Genomic DNA, 26,330 nt, shown 5'->3' on the forward strand with positions numbered 1-26,330 from the left:
CCGGGCGCCGCGCTCACCCGGGCCGGCCCGTCGCCGGCAATCCCTTGAGGGCATCCGTCGTGTCGAAGTCGCGCAGCACCGCATCATCCGCCATCTCGACCTCCACCATGCGGTCGGCATGGCGGCCGATCAGGTGGCGGGCGCCGACATCGCCGGTGATGGTCATGATCTCGGGCAGGAACTCCCGCGCCCACAGCATCGGGTTGCCCTGCTTGCCGCGGAAGGTCGGCATCACGATGGCGCGCCCTTCCTCCGGGTCGAAGGCGGCGATCAGCCGGTCGAGCATCGGCCCGGAGACCAGCGGCATGTCGCCGAGGCAGACCAGGACGCCCTCCGCGCCCGGCGGCAGCGCCGCGAGGCCGGTCTTGAGCGAGGCCGAGAGGCCCTCCGCATAATCCTCGGCATGGGCGAAGATGACGGGGCGGCCGGCCAGCGCCTCTTCCACCCGGTCGCGTTCATGGCCGGTGACGACGACGACGGGGCGGGCGTGGCTCGCCAGTACGTTGTCCACGACCCGCGCGACCATCGCGACGCCCTGCGTGTCGGCGACCAGCAGCTTGTTGAGCGGCGCCATGCGGCGGGACCGCCCGGCGGCGAGGATGATGGCGGCGACGTTGCGCGCCCTGCGCGGCGCCAGCGCCGGCGGGGCGACGCGCGGCGCCTGTTCGCGCGGCAGCGGCCGGACCTCGATCTCCTTCAGCAGCCCGCCCACGCCCATCGCCATGATGGCGGCCGAGGTCACCGGCACGCCGGCGAAGAGCCGCTGCAGCACCCAGTCGAAGCCGTTGAGCTTGGGGCTGCGCGCGCAGCCCGGCAGCACCAGCGCCGGGATCTCGCCGATGCGGCCGAGGCAGAGCAGGTTGCCGGGATCGACCGGCATGCCGAAATGCTCGATGACGCCGCCGGCGCGCACGATGGCGCCGGGGCCGACATCGCGACGGTCCACCACGGCCGAGGCGCCGGCGATCAGCAGCATCTCCGCCCCGGCGCGCTTCAGGCGGCCGAGCGCCTCGACCACCGGCGTCTCCTCGTGGCGGACGCGCTCGACCGGCAGCATGCTGCCGCACAGCGCCTCCACCCGCGCGGCGGTCGCCTCCACCGCGCCTTCCATCACGCTTTCCTTGATGCCGGGCAGTTCGGTCAGCACCAGGCCGAGCTTGAGCGGGCGGAAGGGATGGATGGCGAAGGCCGGGCCCTTGCCGCTGCGCGCCACCACCTCCGCCACGCCGAGCACCGGGCCGGGCACGGTGAAGGGGATGACCTTGATGGTCGCGATCATCTCCCGCGGCACCACGGGGGTGTAGTTCGGCAGGGTGGCGACCGTCAGGCTCTCATCCACCGCGTTGATGGCATCGAGCCGCTTGGCGTCCAGCACCAGCAGGCCGGCGGTCTCGGCGAGCAGGTTGACGCGGCCGGTCGCGGCGCGGGAACGCGCGATGAGCGGCGCCGTCAGCGCCGAGGCGAGCCGTTCCGCCGCCTCGTTCTCCGGCACGTCGCCGGCTTCGAGCCGCGCGGTGACGACGTCCCGCTTGCCGGCCTCGCGCAGCGCGGCGATCGCCTCCTCGTCGAGGACGGTTCCCTTCTTGAGCACGCGGCCCGGCAGGCGCAGCGAATGGGCGAGGATGGCGCCCTTGGCTTCCTCGAGCGGTGTCGGGCCGAAGATCATGCCGACAGGCCGATGCTGATGCGGCCCTGTTCCGGGGCAGGCTGCGGGCGCGGCTGGCCGAGCGCCGCGCCGCGGCGCGCCGCGACGATCTCCGCCATGACCGAGAGCGCGATCTCGGGCGCCGTCACCGCCTCGATGTCAAGGCCGACCGGGGCGTGGATCCGCGCGAGGACGTCGTCCTCGTGGCCGAGTTCCTTCAGCCGCGCGACGCGCTTCGCATGCGTCCGCCGGCTGCCGAGGGCGCCGATGTAGAAGGCGCGGCTCCTGAGCGCCGCGTCCAGCGCGGGGTCGTCGAGCTTCGGGTCGTGGGTCAGCGTCACCACGGCGCTGCGCGCGTCGGGCTTGAGTTCCGCCATCGCCTCGTCCGGCCAGTCGGTGCGCAGCGTGACGCCGGGCAGGCGTTCCTCGGTCGCGAAGGCGCGGCGCGGATCGACGACGATCATCTCGAAGCCGAGCGGTGCGGCCATCGGCGCCATGGCCTGCGCGATGTGCACCGCGCCGACGACGATGATGCGCAGCGGCGGGTTGTGCGGGTGGACGAACCAGGTCTCGCCGTCGAGCGTGACGTTGTCGGCCTTCTCGCTGCCGAGCGCGGCGCGGGCCGCCTCGGCGAGGCCGGCGGGCAGCGCCTCCTGCGGCCAGAGGTGCTGCTCCCCGTCCGACAGGCGGGTCAGCAGGACAACCGCACGTTGCGCGGCGCGTTCGGCCTGCAGCCGGGCCAGGATATCGGCCTTCACGACAGCGGCTCCACGAAGACCTTCACCCTGCCGCCGCAGGACAGGCCGACTTCCCAGGCGCGCTCGTCCGAGACACCGAAATCGAGAAGCTGCGGCGTGCCGGTCGCCATCGCCTGCTTCGCGGCATCGGCCACCGCGCCCTCGATGCAGCCGCCGGAAACCGAGCCGGCGAGCCGGCCCGAGGCGGTGACGGCGAGGCGCGAACCGGCCGGGCGAGGGGAGGAGCCCCAGGTCTCGACCACGGTCGCGATCGCGACCTTCTCGCCTTCCGCGCGCCAGGCGGCGGCGGTGGCGAGGATGTCCTCGGAATGCGTCGTGTCGGTCATGCTGCCATCCTCCCGCGCTGCGCGGCGTGCGGGTCGGACAGGGTCGCGACCAGGTCCCGCAGGCTGTTCAGGTTATGCACCGGGCGGAAATCGTCCACATGGGGCAGCATCGCCCGGATGCCCTGGGATTTGGGCTGAAAGCCCGAGAATCTCAACAGGGGATTCAGCCAGATCAGGCGCCGGCAGGATCCGCGCAGGCGTTCGGTGGCCTCGGCGAGGCCTTTCGCACCTTCGCGGTCGAGCCCATCGGTGATGAGCAGCACCACCGCGCCCTGGCCGAGCACGCGCCGCCCCCAGAGCCGGTTGAACAGGGCGAGCGATTCGCCAATGCGCGTGCCGCCCGACCAGTCCGGCACGATATGCGAGACCATCTCGAAGGCGACTTCCGGATCACGGTGCCTGAGCTGCCGCGTCACGTTGGTCAGCCGCGTGCCGAACAGGAAAGTGTGCACGCGGTCGCGGTCGTTCGCGACGGCATGGAGGAAATGCAGCAGGATCTGCGCATAGCGGGACATGCTTCCGCTGATGTCGCACAGCGCCACGAGCGGCGGCGGCCGTGTCACGCGGCGGCGCCGTTCGAGGTCGAGGATCTCTCCGCCCGTGCGCAGGCTCTCGCGCACCGTCGCGCGCAGGTCGGCGACCGGGCCGAAGGGGTCGGGGCGGAAGCGGCGGGTGCGCTGCTCGTCGAGCGGCAGCGTCAGCCGCCTGATGGCCTGCTTCGCCTCGGCGATCTCGGCCGCCGACATCGCCTCGAAATCCATCTGCTGGAGGCGTTCGCGCTCGCTGACCGTGAAGGTCATGTCGTGCTGCGGGGGTTCCTCGGCCGGCTTCGGCGGCTTGGGCTTGTCGCCCTGCATGGCCTCGGCGAGACGCCGCGACACCGGCGGTGCCTTTTCGTCCTTCGGCTTGTTGGCGTCCATCAGGGCCATGGCGGCGGCGTGGGCGGCGGCCTCCGGGTCGCGCCAGAAGAGCTGGAAGGCCTGGTCGAAGATCTCGAAATGCTCGCGCCTGTGGACCATGACGGCGCGCAGCGCGGCGTGGACCTGGCGGCGGTCGGCGATGTCGACCTGGGTCAGGGCCTCGAGGCCGGCGATCGCCTCGCCGGGGCCGAGCGGCAGGCCGGTGCGGCGCAGCAGGCGGGTGAAGGCCAGCAGGTTGTCGGCGAGGTGCCCGCCAGGGGCCAGAGCCGCACCGGCGGCGCGGGCCTGGGCGGCGCCGATGATGCGGGAGGGGTCGCGGTCGGGGGTCATGGTCGCGGGGGAGGGGAACCTCCCCCGCACCCCCTTCCTTCCGTATCGGTCGCCAGGGCAGTCCTGGCGCGCCAGCCGGGGCCCATCCAGGTGATGGTTTCCAAAGGCCTTTCGGCCTTTGGCGGGAGGGGGCCGGGGAGGGCGGCGCCCTCCCCGGGCAGCACCCCTCGGCTCACCCCACGACCTCCGAGAGCAGCTTCGCCGCCTCCGCGCCCTTCAGCTTGGCGATGTCGTCCTGGTACTTGAGCAGCACACCAAGCGTTTCATCCACCGCGCCGGGTTCGAGTTCCTTGGCGTCGAGCGCGGCGAGCGCCTGCGCCCAGTCGATCGTCTCGGCGACGCCGGGCAGCTTGTAGTAGTCGCCCTCGCGCAGCTTCTGCACGAAGGCGACGATCTGCGCCGAAAGCTGCTCGGGCAGTCCCGGCGCGCGCACGCGCAGGATGGCGCGTTCGCGCGCCGCGTCCGGGTAGTCCACCCAGTGATAGAGGCAGCGCCGGCGCACCGCGTCATGCACTTCCCGCGTGCGGTTGGAGGTGATGATGACCACCGGCGGCGTCATCGCCTTCACCGTGCCGAGTTCCGGGATGGTGATCTGGAAGTCGGCGAGGATTTCCAGCAGGAAGGCCTCGAAGGGCTCGTCGGCGCGGTCGAGTTCGTCGATCAGCAGGACGGAGGGTTCGCCCTCCAGCGCCTGGAGCAGCGGGCGGGCCTGCAGGAAGCGGCGGTCGTAGATGCCGCGTTCCAGCGCTTCCCGGTCCGTCTCGCCGGCCGCTTCCGCGAGTCGGATGGCCATGAGCTGGCGGGCGTGGTTCCACTCATAGGCGGCGGCGGAGAGGTCGAGCCCGTCGTAGCATTGCAGGCGCACGAGATGCCGCGGCAGCATCTTCGCCAGCACCTTGGCGATCTCGGTCTTGCCGGTGCCGGGCTCGCCTTCGAGAAAGAGCGGCCGGCCCATGCGCAGCGCGAGGTGCACCGTGGTCGCCAGCGCGCGGTCGGCGATGTAGCCGCCGGCCGCGAGCAGCGCCTGGGTTTCCTCGACGGTCCGCGGAACGCTCACAGGAACATCAGCGCCAGGATGACGACCATGATGGCGCTGCCGACCCAGGCCATCAGCGGGATGCCGAGCGGCGCCTCCGGCAGCAGGTCGAAGATCGAGATGCCGGCAGGCGCGGCCGGCACCGGGCGCGGCGCGGCCGCCGTGGCGGGCGTGCCTTCCGCCGCCGCGACGGGGGCTTCGACGGGCGGCGGGGCGACGGCATTGGCGAAGCGGTCGAAGAACTGGTCCGACATCTGCTTCGCCGTGCTGTCGATCAGCCGGGCGCCGAGCTGCGCCATCTTGCCGCCGACCTGGGCCTTCACCGTGTACTTCAGCAGCGTCTCGTCCGGCCCGAGCTCCTCGAGCGCGACATCGGCGCCGCCCTTGGCGAAGCCCATGGCGCCGCCATTGCCCTCGCCGGTGATGGTGTAGGAGGCGGGGGCGTTGATGTTCTCGAGCTTCACCTTGCCGCCGAACTTCGCGGCCATCGGCCCGATCTTCAGCGCGACCTTGGCCTCGAAGGCGTCCTCCGCGGTGCGGGTGACGGACTCGCAGCCGGGAATCGCGGCACGCAGCATCTCGGGGTCGTTCAGCGCGTCCCAGACCCGCTGACGCGGGGCGGGAATGCGGCGCTCGCCGCTCATGTCCATGGGGTGGCCTCCTGTCCGGGGGCAACCTAGGGCCGGGGGGCGGGCCGGAAAAGGGGTGCCCCCCTTGTGGCGGCGCCGATCATCCTGCAAGGACGGCTGCCGAACAGGGACCGGGGGCCGCGCCTCCGCCCTGGAAGGGGGACGGAGAAACGATGCGCCTGCGCCGAGCCGCATCCGCCTGCATGGCCAGCGCCGCGCTGATGCTGGCCGGCGCAGTGTCGCCGGCGGCCGCGGCGGCCGCCTCGGGGGCGGACCTCTCGCTCGCCTGGGGCATCCCCTTCGTCGGGCTGCTGCTGTCGATCGCGCTGATGCCGCTGGTCGCCGGCCATGTCTGGCACCACCACTACGGCAAGATCGCCGCCGGCTGGGCGGTGCTGCTGGTGCTTCCCTTCGCCATCGCCTTCGGGCCGGAGCGCGCGGCCGCCGAGGTCTGGCACATCGTCCTGCAGGAATACGTCCCGTTCATCGCCCTGCTGCTCGCGCTCTACGTCACGGGCGGCGGCGTGCTGCTGAAGGGCTCGCTGGTCGGTACGCCGGCGACGAACACCGCGCTGCTCGCCTTCGGCACGGTGATCGCGAGCGTCATGGGTACCACCGGCGCCTCGATGCTGCTGATCCGCCCGGTGCTGCGGGCGAATGCGTTCCGGGCGCGCAAGACGCACACCTTCGTGTTCTTCATCTTCCTGGTCAGCAACATCGGCGGCTCGCTGACGCCGCTCGGCGACCCGCCGCTCTATCTCGGCTTCCTCAAGGGCGTGTCCTTCTTCTGGACCACGACGCACCTGTTCGGGGAATTCCTCACCTGCGCCACCATCCTGCTCGGCCTCTACTACGTGCTGGATTCCTGGGCCTGGGCGCGGGAGAAGGCGGCGCCGCGCGATACCGGCGCGAAGGAGCCGCTGCGCGTCGAAGGGCTGATGAATCTCGCGCTGGTCGGCGGGGTCGTCGGCATGGTGCTGGTCCAGGGCTACTGGCGGCCGGGTGAGGTCGCCCTGTTCGGTGACCACATCGGCATCGAGCGCCTGGTCGGCGTCGCGGTCTTTCTCGCGATCGCCTGGGTGTCCATGCGCGTCACCTCGCCGGAGCTTCGGGAAGCGAACGGCTTCGCCTGGGGCGCGATCCTCGAGGTCGCGAAGCTGTTCGCCGCCATCTTCATCACCATGGCGCCCGTGCTTGCCGTGCTGCGCGCGGGCATGGAGGGCGCGGCCGCGCCGCTGGTGGCGCTGACCTCGGACGCGGCGGGGCAGCCCGTGCCCTGGGTCTACTTCTGGCTGACCGGCGCGCTTTCCTCCTTCCTCGACAATGCGCCGACCTACCTGGTGTTCTTCAACCTCGCGGGCGGCGATCCGGTGCGCCTGATGACGGATGGCGCGCTGACGCTCGCCGCCATTTCCTGCGGCGCGGTGTTCATGGGCGCCAACTCCTACATCGGCAATGCACCCAACTTCATGGTCAAGGCCATCGTCGAGGAGAACGGGGAGCGCATGCCCTCCTTCTTCGGCTATTGCGGCTGGGCGGTGGTATTCCTCGTTCCGCTCTTCCTCCTCATCACCCTCGTCTTCTTCTGAGAAGGGGTTTCCCATGCCCTATGTCATCGCCGACGACCTGCCCGAGGAACCCGCGGGCATCCGCTTCCGCCGTCTGCTCGACCGGCCGGAGATCCTGCAGATGCCGGGCGCGCATCTCGGCATCGCCGCACTGCTGGCGAAGCAGCAGGGCTTCGAGGCGCTCTACATGTCGGGCGCGGCGATGTCCGCCACGATGGGCCTGCCCGATCTCGGCATGATCACGGTGGACGACGTCGCCTGGCACATCCGCCAGGTGGTGCGCGCCTCGGCGCTGCCGGTGCTGGTCGATGGCGACACCGGCTACGGCGAGGCGCTGAACGTCATGCACATGGTCCGCACCTTCGAGGAAGCGGGTGCTGGTGCCGTGCACCTCGAGGACCAGCTGCTGCCCAAGAAATGCGGGCACCTGAACGACAAGAAGCTCGCTTCCGCCGAGGACATGGCGGCGAAGGTCGCGGCCGCCCGCAGGGCGCGGAAGAACCTCGTCATCATCGCCCGCACCGACGCGGCGGCGAGCGAGGGGATCGACGGTGCCGTGGCCCGCGCCAGGCTGTACCTCGATGCCGGCGCCGACGCGATCTTCCCCGAGGCGCTGACCACGCGGGAGATGTTCGTCGAATTCGCGAAGCGCATGCCGGGCGTGAAGCTGCTCGCGAACATGACCGAGTTCGGCCGCACCCCCTTCTTCACCGCCGCCGAGTTCCAGGAGATGGGCTACGCGATGGTGATCTGGCCGGTCAGCCACCTGCGCATCGCCGCACGCGCGATGGAGGAGCTGTATGTCGCCATCCGCAAGGACGGCGGCACGCAGAACGCGGTCGGTCGCATGCAGACCCGCGCGCAGCTCTACGAGACCATCGGCTACCACGACTACGAGGCACTCGACGCGAGCCTGATCAAGACCGTCGTGCCGGAAGGCATGCCGCAGGGCTGATCCCGGCTGCGCGGAGGTCCGTCCTTCGCGCTTCCCGCAGCCGGTTCCGTCCTGCGCGCGTCCGCGGCGGCGCGGCCTCGCTCTCGGTTCGGCCGGGGCGGGCCGATCCGCGTGCATCGCCGCTGCGAGGATGCGCGGGCCGGGCGGTCCGCCGGCGGGGAGGGCCTCGGGAGACCATTCTCGCATCGGCCCACGGCAACCGCCCGGTCGCTGGCGTCGCCGGCAGCATCACCCGATCAGGCGGTTCCGCCTGATCGGAATCCTTCGGCGCCTCCGAGTTCCCCAGGGAAACGCGCCACCAGGTCCCGGCCGACATGGGCCGCGACGCTGTCCCAGTCGCCGAGGCGCGGCTGGCGGAACAGCCGCGCGCTCGCATACCAGGGGCAGGACTCGCCCTCGGTCTCCCAGCGCCAGTCGGCCGCGGCCGAGAGCATCACCCAGGTCGGCCGGCCCAGCGCGCCGGAAAGGTGCGCGAGGCTGGTATCGATCGAGACGACCAGATCGAGCGCCTCGATCAGTGCCGCGGTGTCGGCGAAGCTGCGGAGATCCTCGCAGAAGAAGCGCAGACCCGTGGCGGCGCGCACGAATTCCTCGTCGGCCGGCCGGATATCGTTCTGGATGTAGACCCAGTCCGCATCCAGGGAGAGCAAGGGCGCGAGCCGTTCCGGCGGGATCGAGCGCACCGGGTCGTGCCGATTCGCCGGATTGCCCCGCCAGGCGAGGCCGATGCGCGGGCGCCGGCGCGGGCCGAGGCGCTGCTCCCACGCCGCGCGCAGCACCGGGTCGGCGCGCAGGTAGCCTTCGGGATGGGGAATGGCCTCGCGCCGCGGATCGCAGGCGAGCGGCAGGCTCATCACCGGCACCTGCCAATCGTAGCTCGCCGGCGCCTCCTGGCTGCCGATCACCTCGATGCCCGGTTCGAGCTGGCGGTACAGCGCGGTCAGCGGTTCCTGCACCGCGAGCACGACGCGCGCGCCGCGGTCCCGCAGCGCCAGGGCATAGCGGGCGAACTGGATGGTGTCGCCGAGGCCCTGTTCCCACCAGACGAAGACCGTCCGGCCCGCGACCTCCTCGCCCCCCGTGAGTGTCGGCCGGTCCGGGAAGCGGTTGGCGATCGCGTCGCGCTTGCGCTTGCGCCATTCGTAGAGGCGCCAGCCTTCCTCGAACTCGCCGTTGAGCAGCAGGCCGAAGCTCTTGTTCCAGTAGGCTTCGGCATAGCCGGGGCGGAGCGCGATGGCGCGGTCGAAGCTCGCTGCCGCTTCCGGCCAGCGGCGCAGCTCGCGCAGGGCGTTGCCGCGGCTGTTGTGGGCATCGGCGAGCGCGGGGTTCAGCGCGATGGCGCGGTCGCAGGCCGCGAGCGCCTCCTCCCAGCGCCCCAGCTCGAACAGCACCTGGCCACGATTGCCGTGCGCCTCGGCGAAATCCGGGCGGAGGGCGATGGCGCGGTCATGGCTGGCGAGCGCCTCCTCCTCCCGCCGCAGGGCCGACAGGGCATTGCCGCGGTTGGTCGCCGCCTCGGCGAAGTCGGGCCGCAGCCGGAGCGCCGCGTCGTAGCTCGCCAGCGCCTCCTCCCAGCGGCGCAGCGCGAGCAGGGCGTTGCCGCGGTTGTTGTGCGCGCCAGGATAGCCGGGATCGAGCGCGATCGCCCGGTCATAGGCGGCGATCGCCTCGTCCCAGCGGCCGAGGGCACGCAGGGCGTTGCCGCGGTTGCTGTGGATCTCGGCGGCAGCGGGGCGCAGGGCGAGAGCGCGGTCGAAGCTCTCCAGCGCCTCCGGCCAGCGGCCGAGATCGGCGAGGGTATTGCCGCGGTTCGAATGCGCCTGCGCGTCGCCGGGTTGCAGCGCGACGCCGCGGTCATAGGCTGCCAGCGCCTCCTCGTGGCGCTTCAGCGCGCGCAGCGCCGCACCCCGGTTGGTGTGCGCCGCCACCAGGTCCGGATTGGCGCGCAGCGCGCGATCCATCAGCGCGAGCGCCTCGGCCGGCCGGCCGCTCTGCAGCGCGACCATGCCCTGGAGATGCAGGATCTCCGGATGGCCCGGAACTGCCTTGAGGATGCGGTCGTAGAGCGCCGAGGCTTCCTTCAGCCGCCCGCCGCGATGCAGCGCGATGGCCTGCTGGAGCAGCGCGTTGAGCCCGGCGCCTGTCTGGGGCCTCGATGCCGTCATGTCGATCCGACCCTCCTTCGCCGCCTGCCGCCGTGGCGGCGCCCCTGCCGGCACCGATAGGCAGGCGGCCGCCTTGCCGTAAAGGGCGCCGGGGCCGGGCTCAATCCACCAGGAGGTTGCCGAGCGCGAAGTCGATCGTCTGCTCGTCGGCGATCGGCGGGCGACGGAGGAAGGCGCAGAGATCGGCGATCTGCTGGGGGATCTCGGTCGCCTGGTAGAAGGCGAGGGCGGTGCCGTGGGTCCTGATCCGCTGGATCGTCCAGGCGATGGCCTGGGCGGAATAGGCGACGCCGCGCTCCTCGGCCGCGGCCAGCATGAGTCTCGCGAATTCCGCCTCGTCCGGCCCGTGGACGTGGATCTTGTAGGGCAGGCGGCGGAGGAAGGCGCCGTCCATCAGGTCCCGCGGCGAGAGGTTGGTCGAGAAGACCAGCAACTGGTCGAAGGGGATCTGGAAGGACTGGCCGGTGTGCAGCTTGAGGAAGTCGATGCGCCGGTCCATCGGCACCACCCAGCGGTTCAGCAGCGCCTCGGGGCGCACGAGCTGGCGGCCGAAATCGTCGATCAGCAGCACGCCGTTCATCGCCTTGACGTGCAGCGGCGCCTCGTAGAAGCGCGCCGTCTCCTCGAACTTCAGGTCGAGCATGTCGAGGCTGAGCTCGCCGCCGGCCGCGACGAAGGGGCGGCGGCAGGCCACCCAGCGGGGATCGAACTCGTCGGCGAGGAGGCTTGAGGAGGTCGCCCGGTCCGTCGCGGCGCCGAGCCGGCGATGCACCGAGGGGTCGAAGACCTTCACGATCTGCCCGCCCACCTCGAAGCAATGGGGCACCAGCACCATGGCGCCGAACATGCGGACCATGCGCTCGGCGATCGAGGTCTTGCCGTTGCCCGGCGCACCGTAGAGCAGCATCGAGCGGCCGGAATTGGCGGCGATGCCGACCTTGGCGAGCAGCCCCTCCGGTATGGCCAGGGGCTCCATCGCCTCGGCGACCTGCTGCGGCACGATGGTCTCGCTGCGGATGGTCTGCTGCCGCACCCTCTCGGAATAGGCGTTCAGGGAGACGGGCAGGGGGCCGATATAGGCGTTGCTGGCGAAGGCCTCGACGGCCATCGAGCGGCCGCGCGGCGTCAGCTCGACGCGCAGCTCGCCGGCGACGATGCCGGGCTTCAGCTCGACGATGCCCTGCGCGCGCGCCTGCTCCATCAGCACGCTCGACAGCCGGCGGGAGATCGCCAGCGTCTCGGCGATGCTCGCCGTGGTGCCGTGGCCGGCGGTGCTGAGGAACTTGACCAGGATGTCGAAGACGATGCGGGCCTCGATCCCGAGCTGCGCCAGGTTGTCCGGCGGGGCGGGCAGGCCCTCCTGCAGTTCGTTGACCTGGCGCGCGCTGAGCAGGCCCATCTCGACCAGCACCTCGCCGAGCGGGCGGCCGCTGAGGGACTGGCGTTCGAGCGCATCATTCACATCGTGGCGGGACAGCAGCTCGAGGGCGACAAGCAGGTCACTGAAACGCAAGGCGTGTCTCCGGCTACCGGGTCGTGGCGCGCGGGCAGGGCGCGGCGAGTCTCGGATTCGTGTGCACGCTATCCGGGTGGCGCCCGCCGGTCCATCGCTCCGACAGGCTTGCGCGCCGGGCGCGGCGCGGCATGCTTCGCGGCAGCGCCATGGCTGCCCTCCTGATCGGTTCCGAGATCTACCGCCACTCCAGCTACGGGCCGAAGCACCCGCTGGCGATTCCGCGCGTCTCCGCCATGCTCGACCTGGTGCGCGCGCTGGGCTGGCTGCCCGAGGAGCAATACCGCGACAGCCCGATGGCGAGCCCCGAGGCGCTGATGCGCTTCCACCTCCCGGAATACATCGAGGCGCTGCGGCGGGCGGAGGCGACGCAGGACGTCAGCCCGCAGGACCGCGCCCGCTACCGCATCGGCGCCGACGGCAATCCGGTCTATCCCGAAGTGTTCCGCCGCCCAGCGACCAGCGCGGGCGGCACCATGCTGGCGGCGCGGCTGACGCGCCATGGCGGGATCGTCCATGTCCCCGGCGGCGGCACGCATCACGGCCGGCCCGACCGCGCGAGCGGCTTCTGCTACCTGAACGACGCGGTGCTCGGGCTGATGGAGTGGCAGGCGTCCGGCCTCACCAACATCCTCTACGTCGATATCGACGCGCATCATGGCGACGGGGTGCAGGACGCCTTCCATGACGACCCGGGCGTCTTCACCCTCTCGGTGCATGAGGATGGGCGCTGGCCCTTCACCGGGGGTGTCGCGGATCGCGCCGGCGGCCATGCGCGCAACATCCCGGTGCCCGCCGGCTTCAACGACAGCGAGATGCTGTGGGTACTGCATGAGGCGATCTTGCCGATCATCCGCCATCTCCGCCCACAGGCGATCATGCTGCAATGCGGCGCGGATGCGCTGGAGGAGGACCCGTTGGCCCGGCTGTCGCTGTCCAACAACGCGCATCGCGCGGTGGTGGACGTGCTGATGGGGGCGGCGCCCCGGCTGATCGTGCTCGGGGGTGGCGGATACAATCCCTGGTCGGTGGCACGCTGCTGGGCCGGGATCTGGGGGCGGCTGAACGGACGCGAGTTGCCGGATCGCCTGCCGCCGGCCGCCGAGGCGGTGCTCCGCGACCTGGACTTCCACCGTGCCGCCGGGCGCAACCCGCCGGAGCACTGGTTCACCACACTGGCCGACGCACCGCGCCCGGGGGTGGTGCGGGCGGTGGTGCGGCGGGCCGCGGCGGCGGCGCTGGCGGAGCTTCCCGCCGCCCCCGGCGCCGTGGCATGAGGCGGGCATGATGCTCCGCCGCACGTTCCTCGCCGCCGCCGCCGCCGTCCCCGCTGCCCTGCGCCCCGAGGCGCTGCGGGCCCAGCCGGGGGTGGATGCGCCACAGCCGCGGCTGCCGACCGAGCCGCTGGTGATCGTCACCCGCGACGGGCGCCGGCACGGTTTCACGGTGGAGATGGCGGTCGACCCGAGCCAGCAGATGATCGGCCTGATGTTCCGCCCCTCCGTGAAGCCGGATGAGGGGATGCTGTTCGACTGGGGCGCCCCGCGCGAGAGCAGCATGTGGATGCGCAACACCATTGCCTCCCTCGACATGGTGTTCATCGCCGCCGACGGGCGCATCCACCGCATCGCGGAGCGCACCGTGCCGCAATCCCTCGCCACGGTCGCGAGCAACGGACCGGTGCGCGCGACCCTGGAACTGGCCGCCGGGGTGACGGAGCGGCTGGACATCCGGGCCGGCGACCGGGTGCTGCACCGCATCTTCGGGACGGCGCCCTGAGGCGGCTTGCCCGGGAGCGTCCCCTTCCATAGGGTGCGCCGCGACGGGGCGTGGCGCAGCCTGGCTAGCGCGCCTGTTTTGGGTACAGGAGGTCGTGGGTTCGAATCCCGCCGCCCCGATGGCATGCAGGAACCGGTTCGATGTCGCAGCAGAAGGGCCTTGCCCGCATCTACCAGCCGCCCAAGTCGGCCATGCAGTCGGGCCGCGCCAAGGCGCAGGGCTGGCTGCTGGAGTATGCGCCGGCCGAGGCGAAGCGGCTCGACCCGCTGACCGGCTGGGTCGGCTCGGGCGACATGCACGGTCAGCTCCGCCTGCGCTTCGACACGCGGGAGGAGGCGATCGCCTACGCCGAAAGGCAGGGCATCTCCTACGAGGCGGAGCCCGAGGCGGCGCGCCCGGCAATGACGCCCAAGGTCTATGCCGACAATTTCCGCTTCGGCCGGGCCGAGAACTGGTCGCACTGACCGAAGCGGCCGAGGCGTGGTAGAAGCGCGCCGGGCGCCCTTAGCTCAGTTGGATAGAGCAACGACCTTCTAAGTCGTGGGTCGGGGGTTCGAATCCCTCAGGGCGCGCCAATTCATGCGGCTCATCTATTGAATTCACAAAATGGTCCCGTCGGAGCCTCGTCCGGCTCCGAGGATGGCTCCCACACCGTGCGGGTTCGTCCGATTCCCGGATGGGCTTGGCCGCGTTCGCCACGTGGAAGGTCGTTGTCCCCGTTGTCCCGCCCGGCGGCGCGCCCCGGCGAGGCGACTCCATGGGGCCGGCTCGGCCTCCTGCCGGTTGCCGGGCGATCCGAAGCCGCCCCATTGCCCTGATTCCGAAGTCCGGCGGGCATTGTTCCCGGGCCACTTGGCCTTGTTCTCCGTGGCCCGCCTGTCGGCTTCCTTCACAGCAGATGCAGCAGGCCTCGCGGGCAGGACGCTATACGCCTTCCGGATTGCCGCGCTGCAGTTCGAAGCGCGTCGGGGAGATCTCGCCCTCGACGTCGATCGCCACCAGGGACTGGCCGAGCTGGAAATAGGCGAAGCAGGTGTCCCGCCCGCCGGCGATCCGTTCCCAGCGGGAGCAGACCTCGTCGCCGCGGATGGAAACCGTGCCGCGATCGCTTGCGCGTTGGCCCTGCACCCCGGTGAGGCGGAGCCGTTGGGACCCGTCCGCGGCGATGTACACGAGCAGCCGGCTGCCATTCGGAAGCCGTCGGTCGAGCGTATTGCCGAACACCATTTGTCGGAACTCGGCGCCGGTCAGGCGCCGGCCACCGACCACCTGCGGCACGTCGCGCGATGCGGCGGCACCGGGCGCAGGCGCGCTTGCCGGCTCCGGCACGGCGGCGCAGCCCGCGACCAGGAGAAGCAGGAAGCCGGCGGGAAAGGCTGCGATGTTCGTTCTCACGGATTCCTGGCTCCGTTCACTTCGACGCGCGGGAGGTGGAGGTGACTATTCCGTCCTGCGGCAGCGGCGGGCGCGGCGGCCGGGCGATCTCGTCCCACAGCCTGATGCTGGGCCCGGTGCGCGGCGCCGTGGTCGATGGGTGCGTCAGCTGGCCACCGCGCATGCTGCGCAGCGTCAGCGGATCCAGCGGGACCAATCCTTCAAGCCCGCTGATCGGCAGCACGGAGCGATCCGCATCCTGCGCGCGCGCCGGGCCGGCCTGGACCAGCCCGGCGGCGAGCAGCATCAGCGCGGCCATGCCGCGCAGCAGGTCGAGCGTCGAGGTGATCCGGCCCTTCATCGGCCGAATCTCTCGCGCCGGTTAAGTCCGCTCTGCAGCATCGTCCGCGTGGATGCATTGTTCAGCATCCCGCGCAGGCCGGTGACGTCGATGCCGATTTCCGTCCGCCGCTGCACGACCTGGCTGTCGGCGCTGTTCTGCAGGATGCCGACGACGCCGCCGCCACCGCCGATCTGCGTCGTCACGCGCGTCGCGCCGGCATTCAGCACATCCGTGACGACCGTCGGCGTCGCCTGGCTGAGGGAAAGTGCGCCGGTATGGCCATGCGCATCGGTCACCTGCACGACCGGCGTCGGGCCGCCGCCCGTGATCATCGTTTGCGGCAGGGTCAGGCGCTGCACGATCGCGCCGCCGAGCCGCGTTTCGATGTCGAAGCCGAAGGCCACGCTGAGCCCGCCGGGCAGGGCGAAGCCGCCGCGCATCTCCTCAAGTTCGCTTGCGGCAAGCGGCGCGGCGGCCAGGGTGAGCGCCGGCGCAGCGGGCGCGAGGTCCGGTGCCGGCTGCTGCCCGAGTCCGAGGCCGAGACCACCCGCGTAGAACGCGAAGAGATCGCGCGGCCCCTCGCCGGGGCTTCCCGCCGAGGCCGGGACGGTGCCGGTCAGCGCCAGACTGAAGGCGGCAGCGCCGAAGAGGCGTGATGTCCACATCGATCGCTCTCCTTCCGGGTCAGAAGAACCAGCGTACGGGTGGCTGGCCGCTATTATAGAGGATCGGCGGCGGCATGCCGAATCCCCGTTGATTGAGGTCCATCGCGTCGCGCACCAGTTCGCCCGGCGCCCGGGGCCGCACACCCCAGTCCTGCGCGAGATTGAAGCTGGCCTGGCCGACTTCCGGACGGTCGAGAATGACGAAGAGGACGCCGTTCCAGCTCTCTTCGAAACGGACGCGCGGCATGCTCCGCGTGCCGAGGTTGGGATCGGCGAGCAACACCCGGTCTCCGCTGACGCCGCGCACAACGACGAAATGGCGGTAGCCGTTGGTGTCAATCAGCGCGATCGCCGGCACACCCGCCTGCGCCAGGCGATCGAGCGGCAGGCGGTAGCCGTTGGAGCGCAGGCCTATGCCGGTAAGGTAGTTCTGCATGTCGAGCAGGGAGAAGCCGGCGGTACGGATCCGCTCGGTATCCCCTCGATCGATCATGCTCCGCAGCACCTCGTCCTCGGTCGTCGGCACGCCGTAGTGGTAGGTGAGCAGCGTGGCGAGCGCGGCCGAGCCGCAGGAGAAGTCGAAGCGCTGCCGGATGGTGCGGGCGAAGCGGCGCGCCCGGATGCTGGCCATCGGAACGGCAAGGTTCGGGCCACCTGTCGTCGCTTCGGTAAGTGGAACGCCGATCGGTGCCGTGCCGGTGGCGTCCGTGGCCGGCGTGCGCGCCGCCCCGCAGCCGAGCAGCAGCAGCGGCAAGCCGAGCAAGGCCGCAATGAACCGCATGGCTCGCGCCCGTTCGCGCCGCATCGCCGTCAGCGGACGGAAATGCTGATGCTGGTCGCGGCCTGGAACACCGTGTTGTTGCCGGTGTTCTGGAACACGGTCGTGACGCCGGCGTTGCCGTTCAGCGAGCCGGAGATGGTGTTGCCTCCGGTGACGCTGTTGGCGCCGACCTGGTTGCCCTGCAGCAGCGCCTGGTTGGCGGCTTCGGCGTCGAGCCCGGCGCGTCCCGTGGCGGCGGCGAGTTCCTCGGCGCCGAGCGGGGCAAGGCCGGCGAAGCGGTCGGGCAGGCGCGCTGGTTCGGAGGCGATGGCCTGCCCGGCAAATACCGCGACGGTCAGCGTCGCTGCCGCGATGGCCTTGATCATGGAATTCCTCCCTCCGGAGATGCACTCGGTCACTGCACGCAGGTCGCGCCGGCGGCCGAAGCCGCCGGCGCGTTCATGCCGAAGGATCAGCGGTTGTAGATCGCGCCGATCGCGACCGCGTTCTGGCCAAGGCTGTTGGCACCGGCGTTCTGGTTCACCTGCGCCACGCCCGTCAGGCCGTTGAAGGAATTGGTCAGGCTGACCCGGGCGGCACCGCCGCTCGCGCCAGCATGGTTGTACGCGACGCTGCCGAAGTTGCCGGCCGCGGCGATGGTGGTGGAGAGGTCTTCCTGCGCGCAGTTGCAGTACGTGATGGCGGCCAGGCCCGTCGCGTTCTGCTGGGCGCTGTTCGCCCCTGCGTTCTGGTTGACGTTGGCCGCGCCGATGAAGCCCCGGAAGGCGCCATCCATGGTGGCCGCGGCACGGTGTTCATAGTCGCGCGAAGAGTTGCCAACCACGGCGCCGATATTCGCGGCGATCGCCCAGGCGTCGCGGTCCTGCCGCTGGCCCTGGATCTGATCCACGGCCGCCACGGCGGTCGCGTTCTGTTGCAGGCTGTTGGCGCCGGCGTTCTGGTTCACCTGCACCACGCCCGTCGCAGTGGCGAAGGAGCCATCCATGTCGACGGTGGCCACGCCGCCGCCGCCGCCACCGTGGCCATGGCCGCCACGACGGCTCGGACCATCATGATGCCCGCGCCGGCCTTCCTCGCCGTTCTGGCTGCTGTTGCCCCCCACCGTGCCGACATTGGCGGCGACGGCATTGGCGTTCGCGTCACCGAAGCTGCCGCCACGACCGTGGCCATGGCCGTTCCGCGGGGTTTCCTGCACGACGCATTCGCAGCCTTCGATGTAGGCCACCGCGACCGCGTTCTGTTGTGCGCTGTTGGCGCCGGCATTCTGGTTCACGTTGGCGACGCCGCGCATGCCGCTGAAGCCGCCGGTCATGTTGACCCGTGCGCCATGATCATCGCGGGTGCCCGCGCGGTTGCGGCTGACGTCGCCGATGTTCACCGCGAGCGCCGCGGCGTAGTAGTCCTCGATCGTCCGCTGGCTGTGATGGCCGCCACGGCGGTCATCCCGCCGGTTCCCCTCCGCATAGGCGCCGCCGCTCACGACGAGCAGGCCCGCGGTGGCCAGAAGAAGCTTGCGCATGCCGTTTACCCCTTCGATCGATTGTTGTGGGCGGCCACCCGCCGGCGCGGATCGACCGTCGCGTGGCGGCAGGGCGGGGGAACGACGCATTCCGCATCGCTGCAAAGGGCTGACGTTCTCCCGCACGCCTCCGGCGCGCAGGCATGGGCAACGCAACGCCTGTGCCACGGGGTGCAGCGCCAGGGCGCGGTCCGCGAAGGCCAGGTTTTCCGGGGGTTTGCGGGAGGCGCCGCGTCGCCACGGCGGCGCCTGGAAACCACGGCGCGAGAAACCGGCCGGGATCATCATCGGCCTGGGCGAAAAGCGTAAACACGAAGTTGTCAGCGTTAACGTATCATTTACGAATTAATCACGCAGCGCAGGCGGCGCTCGTTTTCACAAATTGGTGATCTCAGGCCTCTCGTCGCAGGCCGCGCCTGCCGGCCTGACACCGGCCCCGCAGCGGCCATGCGCGCTTGCGCCGGTCGTCGCCGCGGCGCCGAGCGGGCCACAGTCTTCCACGCTTGGTTCGCCGTGGCCGCGCCGCCCCGACCGGTGCCGGCCCCTGTCTGCCTCGCCGGGTCTCGTACCGGCCAGCCTGTCGGCTGATCCGGCATGAGGGTCCTGGTCTGGCGCGCAGCCGCCACACCAGCCCTGCGCGCGCTGATCGGCGCGCAGCCGCCACACCAGCCCTGCGCGCGATGCCGTTCGCCTTGCTGATGTCCTCATCGGCAAGGCTCGGCGATATCGGGCGAGGCTGCGGGGGCGGCGGACGTGCGCGAACAGCCTTCGGCGCCCTGTGTGGCGCGCAGGCCCGCCGCGGCGCCGCGACGCGCCGCAGGCCCGGCTCCGTGGAGGCCGCTGCCTCGCGCGGCCGCCCTCAGAGGCTGAAGCGGATCGGCACGCGGAAGATGAGCCGTGCCGCCGGGGCGCTTTCCGTCGTGCCGATCTGCACACCGAGGTTGAAGCTGACCCGCTCGGAGGCCCGGTAGGACAGGCCGAAATTGAAGCTGCCGATATCGAGGCCAGAACCTGCGATCCGGCTGCCGCCGGCGCTGGAGGAGAACACCCAGACCTGTTCGTAGCCGAGGCTCAGCGAGGTGCGCTCGTTGAGCGCGAAACCGACGCCGAAATTCATCCCGATGCCGTCGCCCGGATCGAGGTCGGTGGGGGTCGAGGGTCCGCCCGCCGGATCCTGCACGTCCACGGTCCGCCCGATGTTCCAGATGTAGCGCAACCCGCCGAAGAACACCGCGGGGTCGGTGGCCCATGCGACGGTGACCCCCGGCTCGACCGACCAGAAGCCTGTTCCTGTCGGCAGTTCCCGCGCGAGCCCGCGCAGGAAGGCGCCTTGCGGGTCGTTGACGGTGTAGATCGGCACCTCGAACGGGCTGCGGCCGGTGTCGCTCTTGACCCGGAGGTTGGCGATGAAGATCGGCCAGTCCTGCTGCCCCGCGTTGATCTGGTAGCTGGCGCCGAACTCGATGTCGCCGATGCCGCTGCCCGTCGGGCCGACGGTGATCGGGGAGGCGGTGATGTCCGCCGGCGCGGTCTGGATCGTGCTGCTGCGGTAGACGTAGGGGAAGCGCGCGTTCACCTCCAGCCGGTCGGTGATGCCGTAGCGCAGCGTGAGCGCCGCGACGGTCGCGCGTTCTATGTCGCGGCGGATGTCGACGGTGCCGAAGGTGATGCCGGGGATGATGGAGAAGCCGTTCACCGCCGCCACGGTGTTCTGCGAGTAGAGGTAGTTGATCTCCGGTTCGAGCGAGATCGAGCCGCGCGGCGTCAGGATGCCGCCCACGCGCGCGAGCGTCGGGTCGGTGGCGAGGACGCGCTGCTGCTCCTGCCGGCGTGCCGCCTCGGCCTCGGCGGCGGTCGAAGGGCGCTGGCCGTCGCGCGCCGCGGCGGGCCCTCCGGTCGGCGGCGGGGCGGGTGCCGGCTGCACCACGGCCTGGTCCTCGCCCGCCGGTCGCGCGGCGGTCGGGCGGGGCGGGCGCCGCGGAGCGCCCACCGCTTGGCGCAGCCCGTCGATTTCCCGCGCCTGGGTGTCGATCAGCCGCTGCTGCCGGGAGAGCTGGTTGGCCTGCTCCTGGATCTGGCGCTGCTGGCGCTCGAACATCTCCCGCAACTGTCGCAGTTCGTCGGCCGAGGCGCCCTGGGCGAGAGCCCCCGGCGGTTGAAGCATCAGCGCGCCGGCGATCAGTGTCGCGGCACCGGGCCAGCCCGGCCGAATCCCCGTGGTCGCCATTCCCGCCGTCCTCCTCACCCCCGCTCGGCCCCTTGCCGGCACCGTCAGCGGCGCGCGGCGAGTCCGTTGCGTTCCAGCATACGGTAAAGCGTCACGCGCGAAACCTTGAGACGGCGTGCACACTGGGCGACGCAGTGCCCGCTCTGCGAGAGCGCCTCGATCAGCCCCTCGCGTTCCTCGGGCGAACCCGGGCGCGGGCGGCCGCGGCGCGGCGGCATCGCCGGGCGCTCCGCGATGGCGTCCTCCGGCATCGGGTCCAGCACGAGGTCCTCGCGGCGCACGATCCGGCCCTGCGACATCACGACCGCGCGGCGGATCACGGCGATGAGCTGGCGCACATTGCCCGGCCAGGCGTAGTCGCGCATCGCCTGCAATGCGGCCGGCTCGTAGCCTTCGACGTTCCGCCCGAAGTCGCGCGCCACGCGGTCGAGAAAGACCCGCGCAAGCAGGTCGATGTCACCGCTCCGGGCACGCAGCGGCGGCATTTCCACGGTCAGCACGGCGAGGCGATAGAAGAGGTCCTCCCGGAAATGATGGGCCTGCATGGCCGAATGCAGCGGGACATGAGTCGCCGAGACGATGCGCGTATCGACCGGGATCGGCTTGCGGCCGCCGAGGCGGGTGATCGTGCGGTCCTGGAGGAAGCGCAGCAGGTGCCCCTGGATCTCCGCAGGCAGGTCGCCGATCTCGTCGAGGAACAGGGTTCCGCCCTGCGCGAGCTCGATGTGCCCGATCCGACGGTCCACCGCGCCGGTGAAGGCGCCCTTCTCGTGGCCGAAGAGTTCCGAGTTCACGAGGCTGAGGGGCAGGGCCGCGCAGTTGATCGCGATGAAGGGACCGGCGGCGCGCGCCGAGCGTTCGTGGATCGCACGGGCCGCGAGTTCCTTGCCCGTGCCGCTCTCCCCGGTGATGAGGACGGGCGCGTCCACGGTGGCGAAGCGGCGCAGGCGTTCGAAGACCTCGAGCATGGCGGGGCTCGAGCCCACCATGAAGTTGTCGCCCCCGACGGGCTCGGCCTCGGTGGGGTAGAGGCCCGGTGCGCCGGTCGCCGCCTCCTGCCGCCGCGTCTCGAGCGCCCTGACCAGGGCGCCCATCAGCGCGCGATCGCGGGATGCTGCTCCGACAAGAAGCTCCGCCAGCTCTGCCCGGGGGAGCTGGGCGACAAGCGCGGCGTCGAGGTGCGCCGACCCGGCACCCTCACGCGGTGTAGCGAACGACCTTGCTTCGTTCGTCGGCATCGACGGCGTCTCCGTCCCCGATGGCGCGGGTTGTCATCAATCGCATGTGAACCTGTGCGACGCCGTGAGGTGCGACACAGCACGCGGACGACCAGACCGAGACCATCCCGGTACGATTTCCGGGAGCAGATCACCTCAAGGCGACGTGATGCAACCATCAAAAAAAAGACTGGTTCGTTTGAGAGAGATGACAAGCGTTGTGAGATAATTGCGTAGTCGGGTGAGGCACGCATTCCAGGCGTCTTGGCGGATTTCAAGGAGCAACGCGAAGGCGCCATATCTATTCTTGAGGCATATCATGTAATTTCGCCTAAGAGTTTATGTTGCTTCCACTAGCGCCCGCGGCAGGGCTTCGGCCGCGGGGTTCCTCGATGGCCGCACTGGCAAGGTGGGGCGCCATGCAGGCTGCCGCTGCGCCGCCCCGCCCGTGGGCTCCAAGGGTGATCGCAATGGCGGCGCGATGCACGGCGCATCGCCGGCGACCGGCTGGACCGGTTGACCCGCGCCCGGCTCCGCCCGACCCTGCCGGCAGGTTGCCCCGCCGCGAGGAGAACACGTGACCGACGCTTCGCCCCCTCGCGGCCTGCCGATCGGGACCCTGGTGCTCACGCCGTCCGGCCCCACGGCGGTGGAGGACCTGGCGCCGGGGGCCGTGGTGCTGGCCGTCTCAGGGGGGGCGGCCCCATTCCAGACCGTGGTCGAGGTCAGGCGCGTCCGGATCGAGGGGCCGGTCATCCGCATCCGCGCGAGCGCGCTCACGGACGGCGCACCGCACGAGGACCTGCTGCTGCCGCCGCGCCACGCCCTGCTGCTGGACGGCACGCTGATCGCGGCCGGAAAGCTGGTGGACGGATACGGGATCCTGTGGGAGGCGCCCGACGCACCGCTCGAGGCGATCGACCTCGTGCTCGCCGCCCACGATGCCGTGCTGGCCGGAGGGGCCGCGGTGGAAACCGCGCCGGCGGCGGATGCGCCGCCCTGCGCCCCGCGCAGAGAGCCCGACGGCGCACTGCGCGCCTTGCTGTCCTGGCGGGCGGAGGTGCTCGGCCTGGCTCCGTTGCCCGCGCCGCCCGCTGCCGCCGCGGCGCTGGTATCCGTCGCGGCGGGCACGCTGCGCGACCGCCTCGCCGGATCGCCGCTCGCTCCGGTGACGCCGCCCGCGCCACCGCTGCCCGAACCCGGCTGACGCCGCGCGCATGGCGGCGGCGCGCGGGCCTGCCTACATTGCCCTCGTCCAACCGGAGGATCCGCCATGACCGAGGCTTGCATCGTGGGCTGGGCCCACAGCCCCTTCGGCAAGCGCGAGGACGCGCCCGACCTCGAGACCCTGATCGCCGGCGTCGCGCGCGCCGCCATCGAGGATGCCGGCATCGCGCCGGAGGATGTCGATGCCGGTTTCGTCGGCGTCTTCGGCGAAGGGTTCACCCCCCAGGGCTTCCCGGCCTCGCTCGTGCTGCAATCCGTGCCCGAGCTCCGCTTCAGGCCGATCACCCGCTACGAGAATGCCTGCGCGACCGGCAGCGCCGCGATCCATGGCGCGCGGGATTTCCTCGCCGCCGGCCGCGGCCGCTTCGCGCTGGTCGTCGGGGCCGAGAAGATGACCTCGACCCCCGGGCCGAAGGTGGGCGACATCCTGCTGACGGCGTCCTACCGCAAGACCGAGCAGGACATCGACGGCGGCTTCGCCGGCGTCTTCGGACGCATCGCGGAGGCCTATTTCCAGCGCCACGGCGACCAGTCCGACGCGCTCGCCGCGATCGCGGCGAAGAACCACCGGAACGGCGTGGACAATCCCTGGGCCCAGATGCGCAAGGATCTCGGCTACGAGTTCTGCCGCACCGAGAGCGAGAAGAACCCCTATGTCGCCCGCCCGCTGAAGCGGACCGACTGCTCGCTCGTCTCCGACGGCGCCGCCGCGCTGGTGATGACCGATGCCGAGACGGCGACGGCCATGGCCAAGGCGGTGCGCTTCCGCGCCGCGGTGCAGGTCAACGACTTCCTCCCGATCGCCGCGCGCGACATCATCCGCTTCGAGGGCGCGCGCACGGCCTGGGCGCGGGCCTATGAGCAGGCGGGCATCGCGCTGTCCGACCTTTCCTTCGTCGAGACGCATGACTGCTTCACCATCGCCGAGCTCATCGAATACGAGGCGATGGGCCTGACGCCCGAAGGGCAGGGCGCGCGGGCCGCGCTGGAAGGCTGGACCCGCGCAGACGGCCGGCTGCCGGTGAACCGCTCGGGCGGGCTCAAGTCGAAGGGCCACCCGATCGGCGCGACGGGCGTGTCCATGCACGTGCTGGCGGCGATGCAGCTTACCGGCAGCGCGGGCGCCATGCAGCTTCCGAAGGCGGAACTCGGCGGCGTGTTCAACATGGGCGGCGCGGCCGTGGCCAACTACGTCTCGGTGCTCGAGCGGGCGAAGTAGCCGTCCCGCGCCGGCAGGCATCGCGACGCGCCCGGGAGCGCCGTTCCGGGCCGGTGGGGTCGGCGCGGCGGCTGGTCCGGCCGCGGGGCCGTCGGGTGCCGCCGGGCGCGTTGTGCCGCCGCCGAATGCAGGCGCCGGCATCCATCTTTTGTTCACTTCCCTGCCGCCAGAGTGACGCCTCGGACCAGGGTCGGCAGCGCCGATCCCTGCGTTCCCCGGGCCCGGATGGAGGCGGACGGATCGCGATGGACGGGATGGCGGAGGCGGGCACCGCGACGCGGACCCCACGGGCGCCCGGCAAGGAGCAACTCGCCGCGGCCGCGCTCGAAACCCTGCCCGAGGGCGTCCTCAGCTTCGATTCCAACCTTCGCATCGGGCTGGTGAGCGGGCGCGCCAGCGTGCTGCTCGGCCTCGCCCGCACCGGCCGCCAGGCGCGCGGCCTCGCCGAGATGCTGGAGGCGAGCCCGCGGCTCGACCGCGATGCGGTCGCGGCGCTGATGGCCGCCTGCCTCGACGCCACCACGCCGGACGGGGATCGGGAGGCGAATCTCCGCCTCGAGGGCGCGCCGGGGCTGCGCTTCGGCATCCGTCGCGCGACGCCCGGCACCTGGATCCTCAGCATCGTCCCCGATACGGCGCTGGCTGGTGGAGGCGGGACGGACCCGCTCACCGGGCTTGCCGACCGCGCCATGTTCGAGGCGCGGCTCGCTGCCGCGCTCGACCGTCCGTCGCGCCGGCGCGGCGGCTGCGCCGTGCTGCTGTGCGACCTCGAAGGCATCCGCGCCGTCAACCAGGTGCTCGGCCACGCGATCGGGGAGGACCTGCTGCGCGCCGCCGCGCGCCGCCTGCAGGCCGCGGTGCGCGACGGAGACCTCGTCGCCCGCATGGCCGGGGAGGAATTCGCCGTGCTGCAGAGCGAGGTCGCCGATCCCTCCCAGGCCGCGTCGCTCGCAGGGCGGCTCGTGGACCTGCTCGGCCGCCCCTACCTCATCGCCGGGGAAACCGTCGTCGTGGCGCCGCGCGTCGGCATTGCCGTGGCGCCCTCCGACGGGAGCGAGGCGCCGCTGCTGCTGCGCCGCGCCGCCATGGCCCGGCACGAAACCCCGCTCGACAGCGACGGTGCCTGGCGCCGCTTCAGCCCGGAGATGGACACGCGCTGGCAGGAGACCCGCGCCCTGGAGGCGGCGCTCCGCCGGGCCGCCGCCGAAGGCGAGTTCGAGCTCCATTTCCAGCCGCAGGTTGCCCTGCCCGGCGCCCGCCTCACCGGCTTCGAGGCGCTGATCCGCTGGCGCCATCCGGAGCGCGGGCTGCTGACCCCGGTGATCTTCCTGCCGGTGGCCGAACGGCTCGGCCTGATGCGCCGCATCGGCGCCTGGGTACTGCGGGAGGCCTGCCGCGCCGCCGCCACCTGGCCGGCGGAGCTGCGGGTCGCGGTCAACATCTCACCCTGCCAGTTCGAGGACGGGATGCTGCCGGCGACGGTGGCAGCCGCGCTGGAGGCGAGCGGCCTGCCGCCGGGGCGGCTCGAACTCGAGGTGACCGAGACGGTGCTGCTGGCCAGCGCCGATTCCGCGCTCGGTCAGTTGCAGGCGCTGCGGGAACGCGGCGTCGGCATCGCCATGGACGATTTCGGTACCGGTCATTCCTCCCTGACGCAGTTGCGCGTCTTTCCCTTCGACCGGCTGAAGATCGACCGCTCCTTCGTCAAGGATCTGCCCTGCGGCAGCGATGCGATGGCGATCGTGCGCGCGGTGACGGGACTCGGGCGCAGCCTTGGCATGGCCGTGACGGCCGAAGGGGTCGAGACGCCCGCGCAGCTCAGCGCCCTGCTCAACGAGGGCTGCGATGCCGCCCAGGGCTATCTGTTCGGCCGGCCGGTGCCGGAAGCCCAGGTGGGGACGGCGATCGAGGCGCTCTCGGCCGGCGCGGCGGCGTGATGCCGGGTGCGCGCAGCCGGATCGGCTGCCATTCGCCCTGGCTCACGGCATCCCCCCGGATCCTCTGCTCTGGCGGGCATCTTCACCCGATCAGGTGATTCCACCTGATCGGGAACTGCTCCGACGTCCGGACATTGCTTTCGGCGGACCGGCTGTCCGGCCGCTTTCCCGCACAGCGGCGGGCGCGGCCACGCGCC

Annotated in this window: 24 protein-coding genes and 2 tRNA genes; 10 read left to right on the top strand and 16 right to left on the bottom strand. The window is 71.5% G+C overall.

Features of this window, described 5'->3' with window-relative positions; translation table 11 throughout:
* Positions 1 to 13: 13 nt before the first annotated feature.
* The 6 genes from GXW74_RS00755 to GXW74_RS00780 form a co-directional block, all read right to left on the bottom strand.
* Positions 14 to 1,666 (bottom strand): NTP transferase domain-containing protein, encoded by a 1,653-nt coding sequence (locus GXW74_RS00755; protein ID WP_211844357.1) that lies wholly within the window; start codon positions 1,664 to 1,666, stop codon positions 14 to 16.
* Entirely contained in the window at positions 1,663 to 2,403 is a 741-nt protein-coding gene (locus tag GXW74_RS00760; RefSeq protein ID WP_211844358.1) for an XdhC family protein, read from the bottom strand. The genes GXW74_RS00755 and GXW74_RS00760 overlap by 4 nt, the downstream gene beginning before the upstream one ends.
* Entirely contained in the window at positions 2,400 to 2,729 is a 330-nt protein-coding gene (locus GXW74_RS00765; protein ID WP_211844359.1) for an XdhC family protein, read from the bottom strand. Before GXW74_RS00765 ends, GXW74_RS00760 begins: the two co-directional genes overlap by 4 nt.
* Entirely contained in the window at positions 2,726 to 3,979 is a 1,254-nt protein-coding gene (locus tag GXW74_RS00770; protein ID WP_211844360.1) for a vWA domain-containing protein, read from the bottom strand. Before GXW74_RS00770 ends, GXW74_RS00765 begins: the two co-directional genes overlap by 4 nt.
* A 172-nt stretch (positions 3,980 to 4,151) precedes the next feature.
* The gene (locus GXW74_RS00775; RefSeq protein ID WP_211844361.1) at positions 4,152 to 5,036 is read right to left on the bottom strand and encodes an AAA family ATPase; all 885 of its coding nucleotides are present in this window, start codon (positions 5,034 to 5,036) and stop codon (positions 4,152 to 4,154) included.
* Complete coding sequence (locus tag GXW74_RS00780; RefSeq protein WP_211844362.1) at positions 5,033 to 5,665, bottom strand: SRPBCC family protein; 633 nt, start codon at positions 5,663 to 5,665, stop codon at positions 5,033 to 5,035. Before GXW74_RS00780 ends, GXW74_RS00775 begins: the two co-directional genes overlap by 4 nt.
* Before the next feature lie 152 nt (positions 5,666 to 5,817).
* Between GXW74_RS00780 and GXW74_RS00785 the strand changes: the two genes are divergently transcribed.
* Both GXW74_RS00785 and prpB read left to right on the top strand, forming a co-directional pair.
* Entirely contained in the window at positions 5,818 to 7,233 is a 1,416-nt protein-coding gene (locus GXW74_RS00785) for a sodium:proton antiporter (RefSeq protein WP_246522707.1), read from the top strand.
* Between the two features lie 13 nt (positions 7,234 to 7,246).
* Complete coding sequence (gene prpB / locus GXW74_RS00790) at positions 7,247 to 8,167, top strand: methylisocitrate lyase (RefSeq protein ID WP_211844363.1); 921 nt, start codon at positions 7,247 to 7,249, stop codon at positions 8,165 to 8,167.
* A 236-nt stretch (positions 8,168 to 8,403) separates the two neighbouring features.
* Here the strand turns inward: prpB and GXW74_RS00795 are convergent, their stop codons facing one another.
* Positions 8,404 to 10,332, bottom strand: a complete 1,929-nt coding sequence (locus GXW74_RS00795) for a tetratricopeptide repeat protein (protein WP_211844364.1) — start codon at positions 10,330 to 10,332, stop codon at positions 8,404 to 8,406.
* Between the two features lie 100 nt (positions 10,333 to 10,432).
* Positions 10,433 to 11,845 (bottom strand): AAA family ATPase, encoded by a 1,413-nt coding sequence (locus GXW74_RS00800; protein WP_211844365.1) that lies wholly within the window; start codon positions 11,843 to 11,845, stop codon positions 10,433 to 10,435.
* Positions 11,846 to 11,994: 149 nt separating this feature from the next.
* Here GXW74_RS00800 and GXW74_RS00805 point away from each other — a divergent pair, with 149 nt between their 5' ends.
* The 5 genes from GXW74_RS00805 (at position 11,995) to GXW74_RS00825 (ending at position 14,199) form a co-directional block, all read left to right on the top strand.
* Positions 11,995 to 13,122, top strand: a complete 1,128-nt coding sequence (locus GXW74_RS00805; RefSeq protein ID WP_211844366.1) for an acetoin utilization protein AcuC — start codon at positions 11,995 to 11,997, stop codon at positions 13,120 to 13,122.
* Between the two features lie 7 nt (positions 13,123 to 13,129).
* Entirely contained in the window at positions 13,130 to 13,624 is a 495-nt protein-coding gene (locus GXW74_RS00810) for a DUF192 domain-containing protein (protein ID WP_211844367.1), read from the top strand.
* A 44-nt stretch (positions 13,625 to 13,668) separates the two neighbouring features.
* A tRNA-Pro gene (locus tag GXW74_RS00815) sits at positions 13,669 to 13,743 on the top strand.
* A gap of 21 nt (positions 13,744 to 13,764) precedes the next feature.
* On the top strand, positions 13,765 to 14,088 hold the full coding sequence (locus tag GXW74_RS00820; RefSeq protein ID WP_211844368.1) for an ETC complex I subunit: 324 nt from the start codon (positions 13,765 to 13,767) through the stop codon (positions 14,086 to 14,088).
* A gap of 34 nt (positions 14,089 to 14,122) precedes the next feature.
* Positions 14,123 to 14,199 (top strand) — tRNA-Arg (locus GXW74_RS00825).
* Between the two features lie 349 nt (positions 14,200 to 14,548).
* Here the strand turns inward: GXW74_RS00825 and GXW74_RS00830 are convergent.
* The 8 genes from GXW74_RS00830 to GXW74_RS00865 all read right to left on the bottom strand — a co-directional run bounded on the left by GXW74_RS00830 (position 14,549) and on the right by GXW74_RS00865 (position 21,627).
* Entirely contained in the window at positions 14,549 to 15,019 is a 471-nt protein-coding gene (locus tag GXW74_RS00830; RefSeq protein ID WP_211844369.1) for a hypothetical protein, read from the bottom strand.
* Between the two features lie 16 nt (positions 15,020 to 15,035).
* Entirely contained in the window at positions 15,036 to 15,359 is a 324-nt protein-coding gene (locus GXW74_RS00835; protein ID WP_211844370.1) for a hypothetical protein, read from the bottom strand.
* A complete protein-coding gene (locus GXW74_RS00840; RefSeq protein ID WP_211844371.1) occupies positions 15,356 to 16,006 on the bottom strand; it encodes a hypothetical protein in 651 nt (216 codons plus the stop codon). The genes GXW74_RS00835 and GXW74_RS00840 overlap by 4 nt, the downstream gene beginning before the upstream one ends.
* 19 nt (positions 16,007 to 16,025) lie before the next feature.
* Positions 16,026 to 16,811, bottom strand: a complete 786-nt coding sequence (locus GXW74_RS00845) for a C39 family peptidase (RefSeq protein ID WP_211844372.1) — start codon at positions 16,809 to 16,811, stop codon at positions 16,026 to 16,028.
* A gap of 5 nt (positions 16,812 to 16,816) precedes the next feature.
* A complete protein-coding gene (locus GXW74_RS00850; RefSeq protein ID WP_211844373.1) occupies positions 16,817 to 17,152 on the bottom strand; it encodes a hypothetical protein in 336 nt (111 codons plus the stop codon).
* Between the two features lie 86 nt (positions 17,153 to 17,238).
* A complete protein-coding gene (locus tag GXW74_RS00855; RefSeq protein ID WP_211844374.1) occupies positions 17,239 to 18,594 on the bottom strand; it encodes a hypothetical protein in 1,356 nt (451 codons plus the stop codon).
* Positions 18,595 to 19,165: 571 nt separating this feature from the next.
* Positions 19,166 to 20,533, bottom strand: a complete 1,368-nt coding sequence (locus GXW74_RS00860) for a transporter (protein ID WP_211844375.1) — start codon at positions 20,531 to 20,533, stop codon at positions 19,166 to 19,168.
* A gap of 44 nt (positions 20,534 to 20,577) precedes the next feature.
* A complete protein-coding gene (locus tag GXW74_RS00865; protein WP_246522708.1) occupies positions 20,578 to 21,627 on the bottom strand; it encodes a sigma-54 interaction domain-containing protein in 1,050 nt (349 codons plus the stop codon).
* Between the two features lie 700 nt (positions 21,628 to 22,327).
* Between GXW74_RS00865 and GXW74_RS00870 the strand changes: the two genes are divergently transcribed.
* From GXW74_RS00870 to GXW74_RS00880, 3 genes are all read left to right on the top strand, one after another.
* Positions 22,328 to 22,957 (top strand): Hint domain-containing protein, encoded by a 630-nt coding sequence (locus GXW74_RS00870; protein WP_211844376.1) that lies wholly within the window; start codon positions 22,328 to 22,330, stop codon positions 22,955 to 22,957.
* A gap of 66 nt (positions 22,958 to 23,023) precedes the next feature.
* Positions 23,024 to 24,196: an acetyl-CoA acetyltransferase gene (locus GXW74_RS00875; protein ID WP_211844377.1), complete on the top strand. Its 1,173-nt coding sequence runs from the start codon at positions 23,024 to 23,026 to the stop codon at positions 24,194 to 24,196.
* Positions 24,197 to 24,441: 245 nt separating this feature from the next.
* On the top strand, positions 24,442 to 26,133 hold the full coding sequence (locus GXW74_RS00880) for a putative bifunctional diguanylate cyclase/phosphodiesterase (protein ID WP_211844378.1): 1,692 nt from the start codon (positions 24,442 to 24,444) through the stop codon (positions 26,131 to 26,133).
* The last annotated feature ends 197 nt before the right edge of the window (positions 26,134 to 26,330 follow it).

It is taken from the genome of Neoroseomonas eburnea (genome assembly GCF_018129005.1).
Lineage (GTDB): Bacteria > Pseudomonadota > Alphaproteobacteria > Acetobacterales > Acetobacteraceae > Neoroseomonas > Neoroseomonas eburnea.